Source organism: Micromonospora sp. NPDC049523 (assembly GCF_040676775.1).
GTDB lineage: Bacteria > Actinomycetota > Actinomycetes > Mycobacteriales > Micromonosporaceae > Micromonospora_G.
Genome location: NZ_JBFAPP010000002.1, coordinates 195,107 through 212,080, shown reverse-complemented (window position 1 = coordinate 212,080; position 16,974 = coordinate 195,107). Strand labels below are relative to the sequence as shown.

The 16,974-nt window shown below is 68.2% G+C and carries 14 protein-coding genes and 1 tRNA gene; 8 read left to right on the top strand and 7 right to left on the bottom strand.

Translation table 11 applies throughout. From position 1 onward, the window contains the following. Positions 1-26: 26 nt before the first annotated feature. Positions 27-99, top strand: a tRNA-Gly gene (locus AB0J90_RS03495). 15 nt (positions 100-114) lie between these two features. Here AB0J90_RS03495 and AB0J90_RS03490 read toward each other — a convergent pair. Then, on the bottom strand, positions 115-978 hold the full coding sequence (locus AB0J90_RS03490; protein ID WP_363591737.1) for an MBL fold metallo-hydrolase: 864 nt from the start codon (positions 976-978) through the stop codon (positions 115-117). Between the two features lie 178 nt (positions 979-1,156). Between AB0J90_RS03490 and AB0J90_RS03485 the strand changes: the two genes are divergently transcribed. From AB0J90_RS03485 to AB0J90_RS03470, 4 genes are all read left to right on the top strand, one after another. Next, positions 1,157-2,074 (top strand): LysR substrate-binding domain-containing protein, encoded by a 918-nt coding sequence (locus AB0J90_RS03485; RefSeq protein WP_363591735.1) that lies wholly within the window; start codon positions 1,157-1,159, stop codon positions 2,072-2,074. 300 nt (positions 2,075-2,374) lie between these two features. After that, a complete protein-coding gene (locus AB0J90_RS03480) occupies positions 2,375-3,109 on the top strand; it encodes an NUDIX domain-containing protein (RefSeq protein WP_363591733.1) in 735 nt (244 codons plus the stop codon). Further along, a complete protein-coding gene (locus AB0J90_RS03475) occupies positions 3,106-4,260 on the top strand; it encodes a 5'-methylthioadenosine/S-adenosylhomocysteine nucleosidase (RefSeq protein ID WP_363591731.1) in 1,155 nt (384 codons plus the stop codon). Before AB0J90_RS03480 ends, AB0J90_RS03475 begins: the two co-directional genes overlap by 4 nt. Then, positions 4,257-6,245 carry a hypothetical protein gene (locus AB0J90_RS03470; RefSeq protein WP_363591729.1) on the top strand — a complete coding sequence of 663 codons (1,989 nt, stop codon included), beginning with the start codon at positions 4,257-4,259 and terminating at the stop codon, positions 6,243-6,245. Before AB0J90_RS03475 ends, AB0J90_RS03470 begins: the two co-directional genes overlap by 4 nt. A 183-nt stretch (positions 6,246-6,428) precedes the next feature. Here the strand turns inward: AB0J90_RS03470 and AB0J90_RS03465 are convergent, their stop codons facing one another. From AB0J90_RS03465 to AB0J90_RS03450, 4 genes are all read right to left on the bottom strand, one after another. Further along, positions 6,429-7,547, bottom strand: coding sequence for a discoidin domain-containing protein (locus tag AB0J90_RS03465; RefSeq protein WP_363591727.1), 1,119 nt, complete (start codon positions 7,545-7,547; stop codon positions 6,429-6,431). Positions 7,548-7,957: 410 nt separating this feature from the next. Next, complete coding sequence (locus AB0J90_RS03460) at positions 7,958-9,352, bottom strand: CBS domain-containing protein (protein WP_363591725.1); 1,395 nt, start codon at positions 9,350-9,352, stop codon at positions 7,958-7,960. Between the two features lie 14 nt (positions 9,353-9,366). Next, a complete protein-coding gene (locus tag AB0J90_RS03455) occupies positions 9,367-9,861 on the bottom strand; it encodes a hypothetical protein (RefSeq protein ID WP_363591723.1) in 495 nt (164 codons plus the stop codon). Next, complete coding sequence (locus tag AB0J90_RS03450) at positions 9,858-10,799, bottom strand: AAA family ATPase (RefSeq protein WP_363591721.1); 942 nt, start codon at positions 10,797-10,799, stop codon at positions 9,858-9,860. Before AB0J90_RS03450 ends, AB0J90_RS03455 begins: the two co-directional genes overlap by 4 nt. Before the next feature lie 475 nt (positions 10,800-11,274). Here AB0J90_RS03450 and AB0J90_RS03445 point away from each other — a divergent pair, with 475 nt between their 5' ends. Together AB0J90_RS03445 and AB0J90_RS03440 are read left to right on the top strand one after the other, a co-directional pair. Next, the gene (locus tag AB0J90_RS03445; RefSeq protein ID WP_363591719.1) at positions 11,275-13,848 is read left to right on the top strand and encodes a hypothetical protein; all 2,574 of its coding nucleotides are present in this window, start codon (positions 11,275-11,277) and stop codon (positions 13,846-13,848) included. Positions 13,849-14,160: 312 nt separating this feature from the next. Beyond that, a complete protein-coding gene (locus tag AB0J90_RS03440; protein WP_363591717.1) occupies positions 14,161-14,469 on the top strand; it encodes an ABC transporter permease in 309 nt (102 codons plus the stop codon). A gap of 102 nt (positions 14,470-14,571) precedes the next feature. On the opposite strand, the gene AB0J90_RS03435 is transcribed toward AB0J90_RS03440, so the two are convergent. Next, positions 14,572-15,780, bottom strand: a complete 1,209-nt coding sequence (locus AB0J90_RS03435) for an MFS transporter (protein ID WP_363591715.1) — start codon at positions 15,778-15,780, stop codon at positions 14,572-14,574. A gap of 32 nt (positions 15,781-15,812) precedes the next feature. After that, positions 15,813-16,592 carry an SAM-dependent methyltransferase gene (locus AB0J90_RS03430; protein WP_363591713.1) on the bottom strand — a complete coding sequence of 260 codons (780 nt, stop codon included), beginning with the start codon at positions 16,590-16,592 and terminating at the stop codon, positions 15,813-15,815. A gap of 157 nt (positions 16,593-16,749) precedes the next feature. On the opposite strand from AB0J90_RS03430, the gene AB0J90_RS03425 reads away from it, so the two are divergent. Continuing rightward, positions 16,750-16,947, top strand: a complete 198-nt coding sequence (locus tag AB0J90_RS03425) for a hypothetical protein (protein WP_363591711.1) — start codon at positions 16,750-16,752, stop codon at positions 16,945-16,947. Positions 16,948-16,974: the final 27 nt, after the last annotated feature.

Sequence of the window (16,974 nt, the reverse complement as noted above, 5' to 3'; positions counted from 1 at the left end):
GTCGAGACGTGCCGACGGCGTGAAATGCGGACGTAGCGCAGTTGGTAGCGCATCACCTTGCCAAGGTGAGGGTCGCGGGTTCGAGTCCCGTCGTCCGCTCTTCATCCCCGCCGCTCAGGCCGGATGCTCGGCACAGAAGCAGCCGACTCCCTTTTCTATCCATTCCCGCCCGGCCCACTCCGGATGCCGTTCGAGCATCAGTGCCGAGACCTCCGCGACGATCGTCTGCTCGCTCATCGCCGAGTCCCGGCGTACCCAGGTCTCGTCGCGCAGCAGCCGAAGGTAGTCGCCGAGGTCGGCCAGCAGTTGCGGTCCGCCGATGTCGCCGTGCCCGGGTACCACCACCCGTGGTCCTTCGGCGGCGAGCCGCTGCATCACCTCGATCCAGCGGGTGCCCGACACGTCGGTGTCGTACGGCGGGAACCACGGGAAGATCGCGAACTGGCCAGCCTCCACCAGGTCACCGGTGAACATCACCCCGGCGTCCGGCACGGTGACCACCTGGTCGCCCCGGCTGTGTGCCCGACCGGTTGCCCGCAACCGCACCACCCGACCACCCAGGTCCAGGTCGTACGCCTGGTCGTAGACCTCGTCGGGGGTGGCGAGTTCGACGCCCACCAACTGCCGGGCGACCGCTTCACCGAGTCCCCGGAACATCCCGAGGTAACCGGTTCCCTTCTCCCTCAGGTCCTCGGCCTGCGCCCGGTTCACCAGGTACGTCGCCTCCCTGGAGAACGTCTGCGCACCGAAGGCGTGCTCGGGGTGGAAGTGTGTCGTGGTCAGGTACAGCCTGCGTCCGTTGGCATACTCGGCCGCGAATTTCAGGACCTTTTCGGCGTTGCCCGGCCCCATACCGGTCTCGACGACCAGCACGGAATGCGTACCGCCGACGATGCCGATATTCGGCACGAGCTGCACGCGCCGATTCGGGATCACCACGAGATCGCGGGCGAGTTCCCGTATGTCCGAGATCTGCACGACGGGATCGGACAACACATGTTCGGCCATTACACCCAGTCCTTGGAGTCATGATCGCCGCGCCCGTTCATGGGTCATGTCGCGGCGGATCAGGTCCCCACCAGTCCATCGCCGAGGCATGCACAGCGTCCAACACCGATCCCGCAACCCCGATGCCGTACGGGTATCGTTGCCGGTGATGGAGCTACGCTCGCTGCGCTACTTCGTAGCGGTCGCCGAGGAACTTCACTTCAGCCGGGCCGCCGCACGGTTGCACATGACCCAGCCGCCGCTGAGCCGGGCGATCAAGCAGCTTGAGGCCGATCTCGGCGCGATACTGCTGCACCGCTCCTCGGCCGGGGTCGCGCTCACTCCCGCCGGAACAGCGCTCTACGACGAGGCGCGTACCGTGCTGGCCCAGGCCGACCAGCTCCGGGCCCGGGTAGCCGCTGCCGCCGGCACCGCGACCATCACCATCGGCGTCCTCGCCGAGAGCGCCGACCAGGCCGGGACGCGACTCGCCTCCGCCTACCGCAAGCGCCATCCCGACGTGCACATCCGCATCCGCGAGGCCGACCTGACCGACCCGACCACCGGGCTACGCGCCGGCCTGGTCGACGTCGCGCTCACCCGTGCGCCGTTCGACGACACCGGCATCACCACCCACGTCCTGCGCACCGACCCGATCGGAGTGGTCCTGCGCACCGACGACCCACTCGCTGACCGTGAGGTCCTGCACCTGCACGAACTCGCCGACCGCCAGTGGTTCCAACTCCCCGAAGGCACCGACCCCGTCTGGCGCGCCTACTGGAACGGCATCACCCCCGGCGGCCGGCACCGCGACGGCCCCGTCGTACGCACCGTCCACGAGTGCGTGCAAGGCGTCCTGTGGAACGGCACCATCGGGCTGACTCCGCTGGTGCACGCCCTGCCCGACGGCCTCACCTCCGTCGCCCTGGCCGACATGGCACCCAGCCACCTCGTCGTCGCGTGGAACAGCGGCAACCCCGACCCGCTCATCCGCTCGTTCACCCAGCTCGCCGCGGCCACCTACCGCCCGCGTACGTCCGGCCGTCCGCAGCCGGCTTCCAGCCGCGACGGTACGCATTCGTCGTAGCCTCCAACCGACCCGACCCGACCCGGCCAGCGAAACGGCCGGCCCGGCCGACCGTCCTCCAACCCGTCTCCGACCATCAGACGGTGGGGGTCGCCGGCCGGCGTGGGTGCTGCAGTACAACAGCCCCGACCGATCCACCATCAACGCCAGCCGCGCTGAACCACTGCGGTAGCCGACCAGCCGACACGAGGCTGCCCGGCGCCCCGTCCCCACGCTACGCGTCGCTGACCACGGCATATTTTCAAACCCGACACGCGCAGGCACTTCCTGTCAGAGTGACATTAAGTCTATGGTACATCCATGTCCGACGATCACTGGATTACTCCGACGGTGCTGCTCGCGGTGGACCTCGCCATCCTCACCCTGCGCGAGTCCTGCCTCCAGGTGCTGCTCGTCGAGCGCGGTGTCGAGCCGTACCGGGGCACCCACGCGCTTCCCGGGGGCTTCCTGAGCCATCCAGAGGAGGACCTACTTGCGGCAGCCCACCGGGAACTGGCCGAGGAGGCGGGCCTGACGGCCGACCACGTGCACCTCGAAGAGTTGGGCGTGTACGGCACGCCAGGGCGCGACCCGAGGGGGCGCATCATCTCCGTGGCCTACCTTGCGATCGCACCACGACTGCCAGAGCCGGTTGCCGGCAGCGACGCCGCCGACGCGTGCTGGACGCCCACCGACGTGGCGCTGTCACCGGCATTCCGACTCGCCTTCGACCATCGACGGATCGTCGCGGACGCTCTCGACCGGGCGCGCGGCAAGTTGGAGCAGTCGGCGCTGGCGACCGCCTTCTGCGGCCCGACATTCACCATCGCCGAACTGCAAGCCGTCTACGAAGCGGTGTGGGGCGTCCGCCTCGATCCCCGGAACTTCTACCGCAAGGTCCAGAGCGTGGACGGCTTCATCCTCCCCGCCGGCCCGGCGAGGAAAGCCGAGACCGGACGTCCCGCACGGCTATTTCGACCAGGCCCCCGCAAGGTGCTGCACCCCTCCATGACCCGACCATCCGATCCGACAGACATGGAGAAGGCAGAAACATGAACAGTAATCTCGTCGTGATTCTCACGGCCCTCAACCTCGAGTACGAGGCAGTCCGGAAGAGGTTGACCGACCCGCAGACGCACCGGCACTCGGCCGGAACCCGCTTCGAGGTCGGCCGGCTCGGCACCAAGGGATGCCGGGTAGCTCTGGGATTGGTGGGCAAGGGCAACCATCCGGCGGCGGTGCTGGCCGAACGCGCGATGGCCGAGTTCTCCCCCGCTGCCGTGCTCTTTGTCGGAGTCGCCGGAGCCCTGTGGCCGAAAATCCAGCTCGGGGATGTGGTCGTCGCCTCCCAGATCTACGCCTACCACGGTGGGACGAGCGAGGACGACGGCCTGAAGGCCCGGCCGAGAGCATGGGAGATCCCACACACCGCGGGCCAGATCGCGCAACACCTGGCCCGTCGCGGCGAATGGGTCCGCTCCCTTCCCGGGGGCACTACACCCAAGGTCCACTTCGGGCCGATTGCCGCAGGCGAGATCGTGCAGGACTCGGCGGTCTCCGCACAGGCCCGATGGGTGCGACAGCACTACAACGACGCGCTGGCGATCGAGATGGAGGCTGCTGGCGTCGCGCAGGCGGGACATCTCAACCGTGCGCTGCCGGTGGTGGTGGTCCGCGGCATCAGCGACCGGGCCGACGGCAGCAAGACGGTCACCGACGGGGAGAACTGGCAGCCAAGAGCGGTCATGAATGCAGCCGCGTTCGCAGCGGCCTTGGCAGAGGAACTGGTCGCCGACGGTGCGGTCGACCAAGCGGACACGGCACGGAAGGACGGGCGGCCGCAGATGGACGCGACGATCAGGAACATCGCCTCCGGTAACGCACGAGTGGGCTTTCAGGCCGGACAGGTCTACGGCAACGTCACGGTCGGCACCGAATCGGAGCGGCCGATCGACCTCACAGCCGAGCTTGCGGATCTTCGTGGCCTACTCAAACAGGCACACCGGGACGGGCAACTGGACGAGACCACCTATGCGGCCGCCGAAACGGAACTGGACATCGCGAGTGGCTGCCTCAAAGAGGACACGGCGCGGAGTAGGGGCAAGCTGGTGGTGACGCTCAAGCGGCTGCGCGGCCTGGTAGCCGACGTGGCGGACCTGGCCGCGAGGCTGGCCGCGATAATAGCGGTCGCGAAGGGGCTGTCATGACAACGCCGACCGTGACCAACGTCGCCCAGGGCGATGCCAATGTCGGAATTCAGGCACAGGCGATCCACGGCGACGTCTATTACCAGGTACCGCCGAATGCCTCCCCGAGGCAGAAGTTCGAAACCGGCGTCCACTATCTCGACGCCGGCATGCCGGACAAGGCGCGCGAGCTTATCGAGGACGCCGTGGCTCGGGGGTACGAAACCGATAAGGTACGGTTCCACCGGCTGCTTGCCCTGTTGAGCGGACGAACCCTACGGCAGTTGGGAAACGAGGACCTCAACAGCCTCTCCGCAATCTGCGACCGCCTTTCGCATCTCGACGGTGGCGACGAGTGGACCGCCGGTCTGAGATCCGTCCTCAGGCTGCTCGCCTCCGTGAACGCCTCCGAAACCGAGCTGGTCCTCAAGGAACTTGACGAACTCAAGCCGCCACAGCGCGACAAGATCCTCAATCATCTCGGGGTGCTACTCGAAGGTCCGATGGTGGACCAGATGTGGCGACGCTCGGTCGAGCGGGCCAGAGCGGAGCAGATGGCCGGCGGCCGGGGCGAGCGGATCTGGATGTTCTTCCAACCCTCCCCCGCGCCACCTCGGATCCGTCCCGTCCAGCCGATCGCGATCCCCATGGGTGAATGGCTACGTGCCGTCATCGGTACGGCCGCGTTCGTACTCGCCCTCGGCAATATCGGCGGGTTGTTGGTGAAACGCGGTGAGCTGTCCCCGATGCTCGCCTTCCTCGCAACCGCTGTAGGAGTTGCCGCTCTCATGGTCGGTGGGGCGGAGTGGCATTTCCGGCGGGAACGGGCACGGGCGAAGGATGCGGAGTTCACCCCGCCCCGGCAGCGAAACACCGAGGCACCGAGCGGCGGATTCGCCCGAAAGGTGGACCGGCATTTCGACACCTACTTCGCGCGGTACGTGCCCAGGGACACCGACCGTTCCTACTGGCTGGCCCAGACCGCCGGCATCCGGAGGCACCTGCGCGACGAGCTCGTCGAGATCTATCGCGAGGACAGGGTCGAGGCCGACAGGATCGCCTGGCTGATCCGGCACCTGGTGGGCGACGTGAAGCAACGGTGGGAGAAAGGCACCCTGACGGCGTACCGAGGTGAGCTCCGTACACCGTTCAGGACCAAGGCCCTGTACGCGGCCGGGCTGGCCGTCGCCGTCGTGGGAAGTCTCTGGGTGGCGCCCGCCGCCGTGCTGACCGCACCGGTACGCGGCACGGCGTGGGTGCTGCTCGCCGTGACATCCGCTGTGATCGGCACCCGGGCCTGGTTCCGCATCACGACTGAACGGCGACGGGTGACAGCCGACGAAGTGGAGCACGCTCAACAGCGGGCGGCGCGAGAGGCGGCGTTCGACCGCTGGACGCAAAAACTGTCACACAAACCGTCGGACGCGGAGATGGCCTCCTGGCTGGAATGCGACCGCAAGATCCTCGTTGATGACGCCATGCGGCATCACCGGCTCAAGCCCAGTCAGGTTATCGCGCACGCCTTCATCGAGGCGCCCGCGAAATCATACAAACGGGCGAGGGTCCCCCGGGGGCCGTGGCGCTACTCGAAGTACCGGCTCCTGCTCTTCCTGTTGACCGACGACGGCGTGCGACAGGTCAATTTCGATCTCGACTTCGAAGACGGCAGCTCCCGCCGCACACAACGGCTGAACTACCGCTTCGACGCAGTTGCCGCCGTACGCATCGACGGGGTGACGACCCAGCGACAGACGTTCGAGCTGACGCTGGTGAACGGAGATCCGATCAGCGTACCGGTGACTGAATCGGGCAACGACGAGCTTCAACCGGGCGAGGACCCGTGGATCCTCTCCCAGGTCGCGCTGGATGCGTCCGGGCTCAACCACACCCTCATCGTGCTGGAGGGAATTGCGGCGGAGGGAAAGGAGTGGATCAGGCACCAGCGTCGACGGGCCGACGACCGGCTCGCTGATCTGACGGTGGCCGTCCGCGACCTGATCGACTGACGCCACGACCGCAGCGAGGCCTTGGTAGGACTGCTTGCCTACCTACCAGGCGAAAGTGATCGGTACGGGTGGTGGTGCGGGTTCCCGCACCACCACCCGTGGAGAAGGAGGTATGGGTCGATCCAGCCGACGCCGACGAACACCTGTCGCACCGCAACCGCGTCCACGGCGGTCGTACGGGGCTCAGCGCACGTCGAGTTCGAGCAGGGAGTAGCCGTAGTCGGTGGAACGCTTGGTGCCGTACACGCGCACGAACCGGGCGGGAAGCTGGGCGACCTCGACGACAACGTTGCCGCCCCGGCCATTGCTGGTGCTGTAGACCGACTTCCACGTCGTACCGTCGGTGGACAGCTCCACCCGGTACGCCGTGGCGTGCGCGTTCTCCCAGGTCAGCCGGATTTCGCTGACCTGCCACCGGGCGCCGAGATCCACCCGCAGCCACTGTGGGTCGCTGAAACCGCTGCTCCAGCGGGTCGTCGGGTCTCCGTCTACCGCGTACGGCGCCGCCCAGCCTGAGCGCTCGACGCTGGATGCGGTGACCGCGCCGTTGAGCGCCAGGTTGCGGCCGGAGGTGTTCGCGGCGGCCTTCGACGGGGCCGGCGACGCGGACGGGGACGTCGGCGGGGACGTTCCGTCGGCCGGTAGCGGCGACGGAGTCGGTGACGAAGCGACCGGATCCGTCGGGCCGGCGAAGGGCCCCGCGCCCGTGGTCCCCGGGTCGGCCGAAGCGTCCTCGGTGACGGGTGTCGTGATCGGCGTCGTCGCCGTACCGGCCTCCGGTGCTGTCGCCGACGTGGTGTCGATGGCGACGCGGGTGTCCCACCACCAGGCTGACCCGGCGACGAGAAGTGCGGCGACGGCGGCGCTGGACAGTATCCGTACCCGGAATTTTCGGTTCCGCCCGGTTGTCACCGGGCCCTGCGGCCGCGGCGCCGCCGGAGGGTCGGGCTCGGCCCGCAATGTGCCGGCGCCGCCGAAGGCAGCGTCGGCAACGGGTACGTCACCAGCCGCCCCCGGTTCACGAGGCACGAATGCACCCCGCAGGTGCCAGGCGGCCGCGCTCTTCCGGCGTGGCGCGAGCTGCCTGCGGGGCGGTAGGTCGGACTGCGGCCAGTCCGGGTTCGCGGTGCCGGGATGCGGCCCGGAGAAGGGGACCCTGGTCGGCAGCCGGGGGGCGGAGTCCGGCCGGCCCGACCCGGTGGCCTGCGTCGAAGCGCCCGCCGCATCACGTCCGTCGGGAATGTCGCCGGACGGGGGACGCCCGTCCGGGCTGTCGGGCCGCTGCTCGACAGGGTTCGCCATCGTGGCCATTCCTCTGCGTAGGGCGAGTACGGAAGCGGACCGGGCCGGTGAGCCCGCACCACCCTAGTCGAGAGCACCGATATCCGGTGTAGACGCCATGGATCGTCGCGAACCTGACTACGGCAGTGCGGCTCCGCCGTGCGCCATGGGCGGCAGAGCCGCGCCCTGCCGAACGCCGGTGTGGCGGAGCGGTGCCAGAAGGCGGACTTCCTGTTCCTCGATGGCCTCGCCGGCCCGACGGGGTCGGCGAACGCGTCGTGGACGCGCGCATGCGACTTGCCGGCGCATGACGGTCGCTGCGTCGTGACCCGGACCCCTCGTAGGCATAGGCGAATCTTCCAGGGCGGGCCGCCGCAGACCGCGGGGTGTTCTCGGGAAGCCCGACCATGTTCATCCAGCGAGTCGTGCAGCTACGACAGCTCGCCGTACCGACGCAGCAGGCTGTTGAGCTTGCGTAGCTTGTCAATCGTGTCCGGGGGCGGTGGATCTGGATTGAAGTGCATGATGTCGTTGCGGATCTGGCGAATCTCGTCAAGCCGCTCGATGAACGTGGCACGGTCGAGTGGCCAACCAAGGATGGTCCAGGTGCTCAAGTCGCTCAGCACGCGCTGGTATTCACCCATCGACAGTTCGTCGAAGGAGCGGACCGGGCGGGAGCAGAGCCTGGCGACCTGATCGAGATCCAGGTTACGTGCGATGACACGACGCAGGCTGCGATCCAACTCCCCGATTTGGAAGAAGGGTAGCGCCATTTCGCCGTACGCCTGGACGACGTCGGCGGTGGTGACGATGCCCGCCACGACGTTGTCCTGGTTCCGGACGAACACGAAACCAATGCGCTGCAGATCGGGCAGCACGTCGATGAGCTCTCTGTCGTAGCGCACCGCTACCGCCTCCGAGTCGATCGCCTCGGAGAGCTTGGCGTGCGGATCGGCGTGCCGGGCATGCGCGATGGATCGCCAGGTGACGACACCACGGAGGTTGCGCGGTCCATTGAGCACGGCCAGTTGCGAGAAGTCGTTGAGGAGCATCTTGGTGATCGCCTCGTCGATCGTGGCGTTGGGCGCGACGGACTTCAGGCCTCCCAACGCCGACGGCAGGTTGCCGACGGTGAGCCCGATCGGGCCACTGTTCCCATCGTCCCCGTCGACCGGTGTCGGATCCGGACCGACGAGTACCGCCGATACTTCGTCCGAGTCACGCGGAGCCACGACCAGCCGTACGGTGGCGTCAAGAGTTACCTTGCGGAATTCCGGCGATGTCACGAGCCCGTGATTAGCGAGGTCGGCCTCGATCCGACTGATCTGGTCACCACGCCCCTTTGCCCCCCACAGGGACAGCAGGTCGCGGACCGAAAATTCTTCCGGATGCTGTCCGTCTGCGCGGATACGGGCGTCCCGGAGCCGTTCGTGGATCCGCCGATCGAGCGTCTCTTCGCCGGGTTCGTCGGCAGCGCTGGCGACGGCTCGGTCGAGTAGTTCCTGACGTAGCACGTCAAGCGGGTATCCGGTTTCCTCGACCGTCCAGACCAGCCAGCCGTCCACCGCCCGCATACCGGCGGCGACCATCGCCGCCCCCGAGGGCGAACGGAACTCCTGACCGTCGGGGAGCAGCCGGACCCGCCCGGTGTCGGTCACCTCGGCCTGGTAAGTCTCGCCGACTCGCCGCCGGACGAACCGCAGCCTCGCACCGGGCCGTAACAATCCGGCTTCGACCAGATCACCTACCCGTACCCGACGGCCACCCAGCAGGTACCTCGACCGCTGGACGGGAGCGATCCGAGCGGCCAATACGTCCTCAGTCATGACGTGACGTCCCGCTAACCCTGCCGCAGCCCGGCGTGCTTGCTTCGGGCGCCGACGATCAAGCTGAGGATGCGCTTGGCTACATCATCCTTGCGACCGCTTACCGGGATTCCCAGCGACCGGGCGATGTCCTTCAACTCATTCACGCCGAGGCTGAGGGCTGCCAGCCGTGCGGTGGCCTCGTCGACCGTTGTGCAGGCACGAAGCCGTGCGATGACGGTGTCGACATCGACCACCCGGACGCCCTTTGTCGCCGCCGTACGGGCACGAGGCGATGCGTGCGACCCGACAACCGGCGACCGGACCGCGGATGCGGCTGGGAGATACTCAGCGGATGCGGCCGGCCGCGTGCTGGTGATGGGCGCGGTCGCCTGATCGCCGACGTCGAGCAGTGCCAGCGAGGCTCGGCCCTCGGCCAGGGCTACCAGCCGGTCCGCGGGCAGCTCGGCGAGAAATGTCGAGACCTGCGCCTGCAGCCGGACCAGCAGCACGATGTCGCTGTCGCTCATCGGGTGGCGCCCTTCGTGACGGCGTCGAGGATCTCGGTGGCCAGGCTACGGAACTCGACCACCACGTCGTCGGTGACCGGGGCACGTAGCACCGCTGGCACGCCGTTCTCGCCGGCGTCGCCGAAATGTCGCGGGCTGTCCCGGATCACGCCCGTGAGGACGGGAATGTCACCGTTGAGTCGCACTTCCTCTATGTAGTAGCGCTGCGTGCCGATCGGCTTCTTCGCATGAAACCGCACCATCGTGAAGACCACTCCGACGAATCGCGTGCTGATGGCGCGATCGACGTCACTCCCCGCAGCACTGTAATTCACAAAGTCGTTGTACTCGGCAACCAGCTCGTCACAGTTGTGGGCTAGGTACTGGATACCCAGTGTCGACAGGTAATCGGCCTTGGCCGGCACCAGAACGTGATCGCTGGCGACAATCGCGGTTTTTGTTACCAGGCCGAAGTTTGGCGCGCAGTCGATCAGAATTAGGTCATACTCCTGGAAAGCCTCGTGCCGCAGTGCGCGCGCCAGGCAGCCGTGCAGGTCGAGAAACTTCCGCTTGGATTCGGCGAGAGTCGTGCCGGCACCGAGCCGGGCCGCCAACCGTAGGTCGATGTCGATGAGCTTGAGGTGTGAAGGAATCAGGTCGAGACGCCCGCCCGACTCCGCGAACTCCTGGTTGACCAGTTGTGGGGTGACAATCAGCTGATGAAGATCGACATCTCGGCCGGGCATCTCGCCCTCGTACCAGCGCATGATCGTAGAATCTTTGCGCAGGTCCTCGCGCCACTGATCGACGCTGTAGAACGAGAAAGTCAGGTTTGCCTGGGGATCGAGATCGATCAGCAGCACACGGTGCCCCCGACTGGCAACCTCGGCACCGAGGTTGGCCGTTAGTGTCGTCTTGCCGACACCACCCTTGTAGTTCATGACCGCGACGACCTGCATGGCGCGCTCCCAACAATCGGCAAGCGGACTCCCGCGAGAGTACAGGAGCGCCGATGGCAACGAATGCCCCGCGACCGCGACAACAATCAATCTCGTCCTCCGGATTCATCACCCCGAGTACTGCAGATGAAGTGCCCCAACCACTTGCACCATCGCTGAACAGCAAATTCAAACACCTGTCGGAACGTCGACAAGATGTCCGGGTAGCCGACTACCGTCAAATCACCGACACCAGAGGGTCAGCCGAGGGACAGTCGGTCATAATCCTCAGATTTGACGCGCCGAGTTCTTCGACCGATCGGGATATTTGAGCAGCTGACGAACGCAGTACTCGGGGGAGCACGGCGATAGCCGGCCACCCGGTCATGGCACCGCCACCCATCCGACACAAAGCCCTCGCAAGCGATCCGTCCGGAGATCGTTCGCCCGCTGAACGTCCCCGCACAATGGACGGATCTTGTGGGAAGGTGAACGCGTGTTTGAACCTGGATGTGAGCCGATCTGGTACGCGCTAGCGCAGGCGCCGATCCTGAGTGAACCGCAGTGGCGATCGGCAGTGGAACACGCCTATACCAGCACCGACGGGCATCTGTTACGGCTGCTGTTCGAGCGCCCGGACCGGTCGGAAGCCGACCGGCAGTGGCTGCTGGACACGGTGTGGCCGTTCCTGTTCGATCAGGTGCTGTGCTCGCCAGTAACCACGGTGGAGCATGCCCAGCGACCGCTGGCGCGCCGCCACGAGCCGCAGGCGCCTCTCGGCGCGGCCGATGACCGCGCGATCCAGAAGGTCGCCGCCGGGTTGAGCTGGAACCCACATCTCGGCGAGGATGCGCAGCTGCTGGAGTTCGCCGTCGACCTGGTCGGCCAGCTCGCTCCCGACGACGTGGTCGGGATCGTCGTGCGGTGGCCAGGGCACCACCCAGCCGAGCCGCTGTTGTGGGGGCTGTTGGGCCGAGTGGTGCACCTGCCCGCGCCGTGGCTTAACTCGTGGGAAAAGACGGTGGACGAGCCGGTCGGCGGCCAGTTCGTGCATCTGTGGAAGCTGCTGCAGGTGCTGCCGGCTGCGCTGCAGGCGGAGGTGGCCCACCGCTGGCTGCGGCTGCAGGCGGTGCTGCTCGAGTACGGCGAGGACCTCGAACCGGCAGTGCTCGACGCGTGCGTGCCGGTGCTGACCGATCCGAACCTGGGCGGCCCCGGGCCTTTGAGTGTGGCGGGCCGGCTGACCGCGCTGCGGCGCTGGACCGACCGCCACCCCGGCCTCGCCAGCCTGGCGGGGCCCGCACGCAGGGTGGCAGCGCGCGACGCTGCCCGAGCCCTCGCAGACCATGAACTGTGGGAGGACCTGGTGGAGGAACTGGTCCTGTTCACCACCGATCCGCAGGTCTTGGCCAGCGCTGTCCGGCAGGTCATCGCCCGGGTCGAGATGGTGGCAGGCCTGCGCGGCTTGCCGGGCGCTTCCGAGACGCGGCATATGGCCCACGATGTTGAGGGGCGCGGCCGTTCGGCCCTAGCGAGCCTTGCCCGCTCGCCGCACACCCCCGACGACGTGCTACTCGCAGTCCTACCGTCGGCGCCCAGCTACACCGCGCAGGACCTACTCGAGATCCGGCCGCACCTGTCCGACGGACTCAGGCTGGAGATCCTGGCCCGTACCGGCGTGTACTCCTACTACAGGGAAAATGCCGAGCCGTTGGCACCGGTTCCCGGCGACGAAGAACTCGCGGCCACCGGCAACCCAGCCGGTGTGCTCACCGGCTACCTGATACAGCTACCCGGCGTGAGCCGCGCCCAAGCCTCCCGGCTCGCGGCGCAGCTGCTGTATTCCCAGTACGCCGACACGACCGTGCTGGCCGCACTGCCCGCCGAGGTGGTGTTGAAATCAGCGTGGCACGCCGGACTGGCCGCGCAGTTGCTCGCCGAGGCCTGCGGCGACGACCCCGCCCGGTGGACCCTCGCCCACGAGATGTCCGGGCGCGGGCTGACCTACGCCGGATACCTCGCCCAGCTACGGGAGTACACCCCGATCCCACCGGGCACCGGCCTCGCCGGCTACCGCCACTGCCACGACTGCCAGCTGATCAGCCCGCACCGCTGGCCGGACAAGGACAAGTCCCAGCGGTTCCCGCACGAGCGCGACGGCTGGATGACCTGCACCCTCTGCCACAGCAACATGCCGCCGACAGAGCCGTTGGCCGCCGACACGGCCGAGCCCTGCCCGGACTGTGCCACCCAGATCCATTACCCGGCCGCAGCGGCCGTGCTGCAGTGCCCCGCCTGCCGGCAGCAGTACACCGCCCCGGACCTGGCCGAGGACCTGCGCCCGCGACTGGACGCCGTGGTGGCCGACCAGCAGCGCATTACCAGCGTAGTGAACACCTTCGGCGCCCGGATCGACGAGTATCTCGCTGAGCACCACGACCTCTCGCCATACGACATACCGGACGGTACGGGGCTGGCGCCGCTCGATCCCGACGGCGTCCCCAGCACTGCCTGGCGCGAGCGACCTGCGCGCCGGTTCCCCGGGATGTTCGAGCTGACCGCACCACCCGAGCAATGGCTGAGTGACGATGCCCCGGCCCGGCAGTTTCGTACCGCCCTGCGTACGGCGTTCCGCCATCACGACAAACAGAAGCCGCGTAAGGCTGCTTTGCAGCACTACGGCCTCGGCCCCGGCCGGCGCCCGGTCCCAGTCGCTGATATCGCCCATACCGCAGGCGTTACCATCGCCACCGCCAGGCGATGGGTCAGAGACTGCGTGGGAAGCGTGCACGCCAACGCGGCCATGCCGGTGCTGCAACCCAAGAGCCCCGGCGATCGCGCCTGCATCATCGTCGCCCACCTCGCCGATCAAACCCTCGGCAACCTCGACCCCGCGGATCCCGCCACCAGCCACCAGATCGCCGCCCTGATCACCGCCGCGCTCCCCGGCGTTGACCTCGACGCTGGAGTGCGCCTGCTGCTGTACCTGGCCGGCTGGTACAACGAACTGGACCCGGCGCACACCAACGCACTGATCAGGAGCGTCACGCACATCACCCGTCGACAATGAGCCGCCGGCGCAGAAGCGGAACCACCTCATTCGCAGTCGCCATGCACGAATGCGAACCCCGCCCTGCCCGCGATCCTGCTGCCCTGGACACTCGCCCCAGCCCACTCCGCCCTGCCGCTGCCCGACGCCGTCTACCTCGTACCACAGCCGGGTGCTGACCGGTCCACGATCACGGCCGCCGCCGATGTCCTGGGCGCGAAGCTGGAGTCGACGGACGACCACCTGCGTACGCTGGACGCCGAGTTCGACCGACTGTCCCGCCTCGCGCTGCTCGCCATCATCGGCGCAGCCCTCGTCTACACCGGCATCTCCGTGGCGAACACGCAGCTCATGGCGGGCGCCAGCCGGGCCACCGACCGCCGCACCCTCCGCTTCGCCGGAGCCACACCGCGGCAGATGCGCCGAATCGTCGCGGGCGAAGCGCTGCTCACCAGCGTCATGGGCGTAACCCTCGGCACCGCGGTGCCCGCCGGCACCCTGGCGCTGATCGGCGTCGCCCTTCAAGCAACCGTCGTGGCAACGGAAATCGTCGTACCGTGGCTGCCGATGCTGGTCGTCGCCGCCGTCTGCATCCTGCTCTCCGTCCTGGCCAGGGCCCTCACCGCGCGAGCTCGCACCTGACGCGTGCCTACTTGCGGGCTGACAACCTTGCCCACTTGCGGGCTGACAACCGTGCCTGCTCTCGTGCGGGTGCCCGGTCGACCACCGGTCGCAGGGCGCGGGTCACGGCGTCGGCGGGGCGATCGCGAGTGGACCCCGACGTCCAAACCCCCACACGATGAGGGCGAAGCAGCAGAGTGCCGCCCCCGCGAGGGTGACCGCTGTCCAGCCGCCCAGGGACCACAGCGCGGTCGCGGCGGCAGAGCCGATCGCGCCGCCGATGAAGTTTCCGGTGCTCAGCGCCGTGTTCAGCCGGCTGCGGGCCTCGTCGGACATGGCGAGCAGCCGCGCCCGGTTGAGCAGGGCCTGCCCCTGCAGGGCAACGTCGATCACGACGATCACGATGACGACCCCTACCACCGACCGGCCGGCGAACGCCGCGAACACGAAGGCGCCGAGGGCCAGCACCCAGGCCACGCCGGTGGCCGGAAGCGACCGACCGCGGTCGTGCAGGCGCCCGGCGTACGGGACCGCGAGGACAGCGGCGAAGCCGGCCAACCCGAACAGCCCGATCACCGAAACCGAGTACCGGAACGGCGGACCGCTGAGCAGGAACGTCAGCGCCGTCCAGAGCAGACTGAAGGCGGCGAACCCGGTGGCGGCGAGGACCAGCGTCCAGCGGACCGCCCGCTCCCGTACCACCACCGCGAAGACCGAGCCGATGAGCGCCGGGTACGGCATACGCGCCCGCGACGCCAGCGGCGGGATCGCGCGGTACAACACGATCGCGAGCAGGACCGCGACGACCGAGGCGAGGGCGAAGATCGCTCGCCACCCGGCGGCGCCGGCAACAAACCCGCTGACCGTACGGGCGAACAGGATGCCGATGAGCGTTCCGGACCCGACGGTGCCGACGACCCGACCGCGCTGGGTGTCGCCGGCCAGGTCCCCCGCTAGCGGGGTGAGGACCTGCCCGGAAATCGTCGTCAGACCGAGCAGCCCGAAGGCGAACATGAGTACGCCGATCGACGGCGCCAGCGCGCACAGCAGCAGCGCGACGGCCGAGGTCAGGAGCATCACCGGGACGAACCGGCGGCGGTCCAGGACGTCACCGAGCGGCACCAGCAGCAGGATGCCGAGGGCGTACCCGATCTGGGTGACGGTGACGAGCAGCCCGGCCGTCGCGGTCGCGGCGTGCAGGTCGTCCGCGATGAAGCCGAGCAGCGGCTGCGCCCAGTACAGGTTGCCGACGGCCACTCCCGCCGCCACCGCGAGCAGGAACGTCAGCCGTCGGCTGATCTCCGGCTGCGGTGGCACTCGGGGTGGTGTCACGCTGCCACGGTAGACGTGAAGCCTTTTTGACGTTATGCCTTGCGCCCGACCGCGACGTGCAGCCCGGACCGCTCAGGACGCTCGAACGGCGGCCCCGCCGGAGCCAACTCGGGTCGCCACTCGCTCACGAACACCACGCCCGGCGGCACCAGCTCGAAGTCGCCGAGGTACGCGGCGACCTGGCCTCGGGTCCGCGCGGTCGAGCGCGTCGCGGCCGTTTTCGCGTACGCCGCCCGCAGCTTCTCCACCTCCTCCGCGGTGAACGACTCCGCCGCCCCGTGTGAGACCGCCAGGTAACTGCCCGACGGCAGCCACTGCCGCGTCGCCGCGAGCGCCCGATCGGCTACCTCGTCGTCGGACACGAAGTGCAGCACCGCGGCGAGCAGCAGGCCGACCGGCTTGTTCGGGTCGATCAGACCGGTCCCCTCGACCCGGCGCAGCAGCTCTTCCGTCTGCGTCAGATCCGCCTCCAGGGCCGCCGCCCGCTCGTCGCCGCGCAACGCGTCTGCCAGCTGTGCCACTGCGTCGGGGTTGATGTCCGCGTAAACCACCCGGGCGTCCGGCACGATCGACCGGGCGATCGCGTGGAGACTGCCCTCGCCCACGATCGCGGCGGACCCGACGTCCACGAACTGCCGTACGCCCTGCGCGATCAGGTATCGAACCGTCCGCTCCAGCCATGCGCGGTTCGCCTGTGCGAGGTCCCGGGTCCGGTCGTTCGTCGCCACGATCTTGCCCGCGGCCCCGCTCGGCTGCCCTCCGGACGCGAGGTCCGCGTAGATCTCCGACACACTCGCCGTTTGATCGGTCACGACATGCCCTTCCGTCAGGGGTGGATGGAAGCCGACCCGTACGGTGGAGCACCGCCCCGCGCCCCGCCGCGTTTCGAGCGGCCTCCATCATGGCCCGGCGCAGGGTGTGGCAGCGAGGCTCGTCATGGTTTGCGTACGCGGGCTACGGTCTGATCCGATGACGTCGATGATTCTCCAACGCACTCTTGCCGTGCTCCTGCTGCTGCTCGCGTTCCTGGCCCTCGCCGCCTCGCGCGCCTTCCCGTTCCTGGACGACCTGCCCGGCGTGGCGGAGTCGGCGATCGTGGTCGTCGGTGCGGCATGCGGACTGACCGGTGTCTGGCTGTGGTTGCGCAAGACCCCGGACCAGTCGTAGGAGTGCCCGCGGCGCTAACATCGGGTT

Bases quoted from the DNA above. Each gene is read 5' to 3' on its own strand.
- AB0J90_RS03455 (WP_363591723.1), bottom strand. From the start codon at position 9,861: ATGAGCGACAGCGACATCGTGCTGCTGGTCCGGCTGCAGGCGCAGGTC.
- AB0J90_RS03475 (WP_363591731.1), top strand. From the start codon at position 3,106: ATGAACAGTAATCTCGTCGTGATTCTCACGGCCCTCAACCTCGAGTAC.
- AB0J90_RS03465 (WP_363591727.1), bottom strand. From the start codon at position 7,547: ATGGCGAACCCTGTCGAGCAGCGGCCCGACAGCCCGGACGGGCGTCCC.
- AB0J90_RS03485 (WP_363591735.1), top strand. From the start codon at position 1,157: ATGGAGCTACGCTCGCTGCGCTACTTCGTAGCGGTCGCCGAGGAACTT.
- AB0J90_RS03460 (WP_363591725.1), bottom strand. From the start codon at position 9,352: ATGACTGAGGACGTATTGGCCGCTCGGATCGCTCCCGTCCAGCGGTCG.
- AB0J90_RS03470 (WP_363591729.1), top strand. From the start codon at position 4,257: ATGACAACGCCGACCGTGACCAACGTCGCCCAGGGCGATGCCAATGTC.
- AB0J90_RS03425 (WP_363591711.1), top strand. From the start codon at position 16,750: ATGACGTCGATGATTCTCCAACGCACTCTTGCCGTGCTCCTGCTGCTG.
- AB0J90_RS03450 (WP_363591721.1), bottom strand. From the start codon at position 10,799: ATGCAGGTCGTCGCGGTCATGAACTACAAGGGTGGTGTCGGCAAGACG.
- AB0J90_RS03480 (WP_363591733.1), top strand. From the start codon at position 2,375: ATGTCCGACGATCACTGGATTACTCCGACGGTGCTGCTCGCGGTGGAC.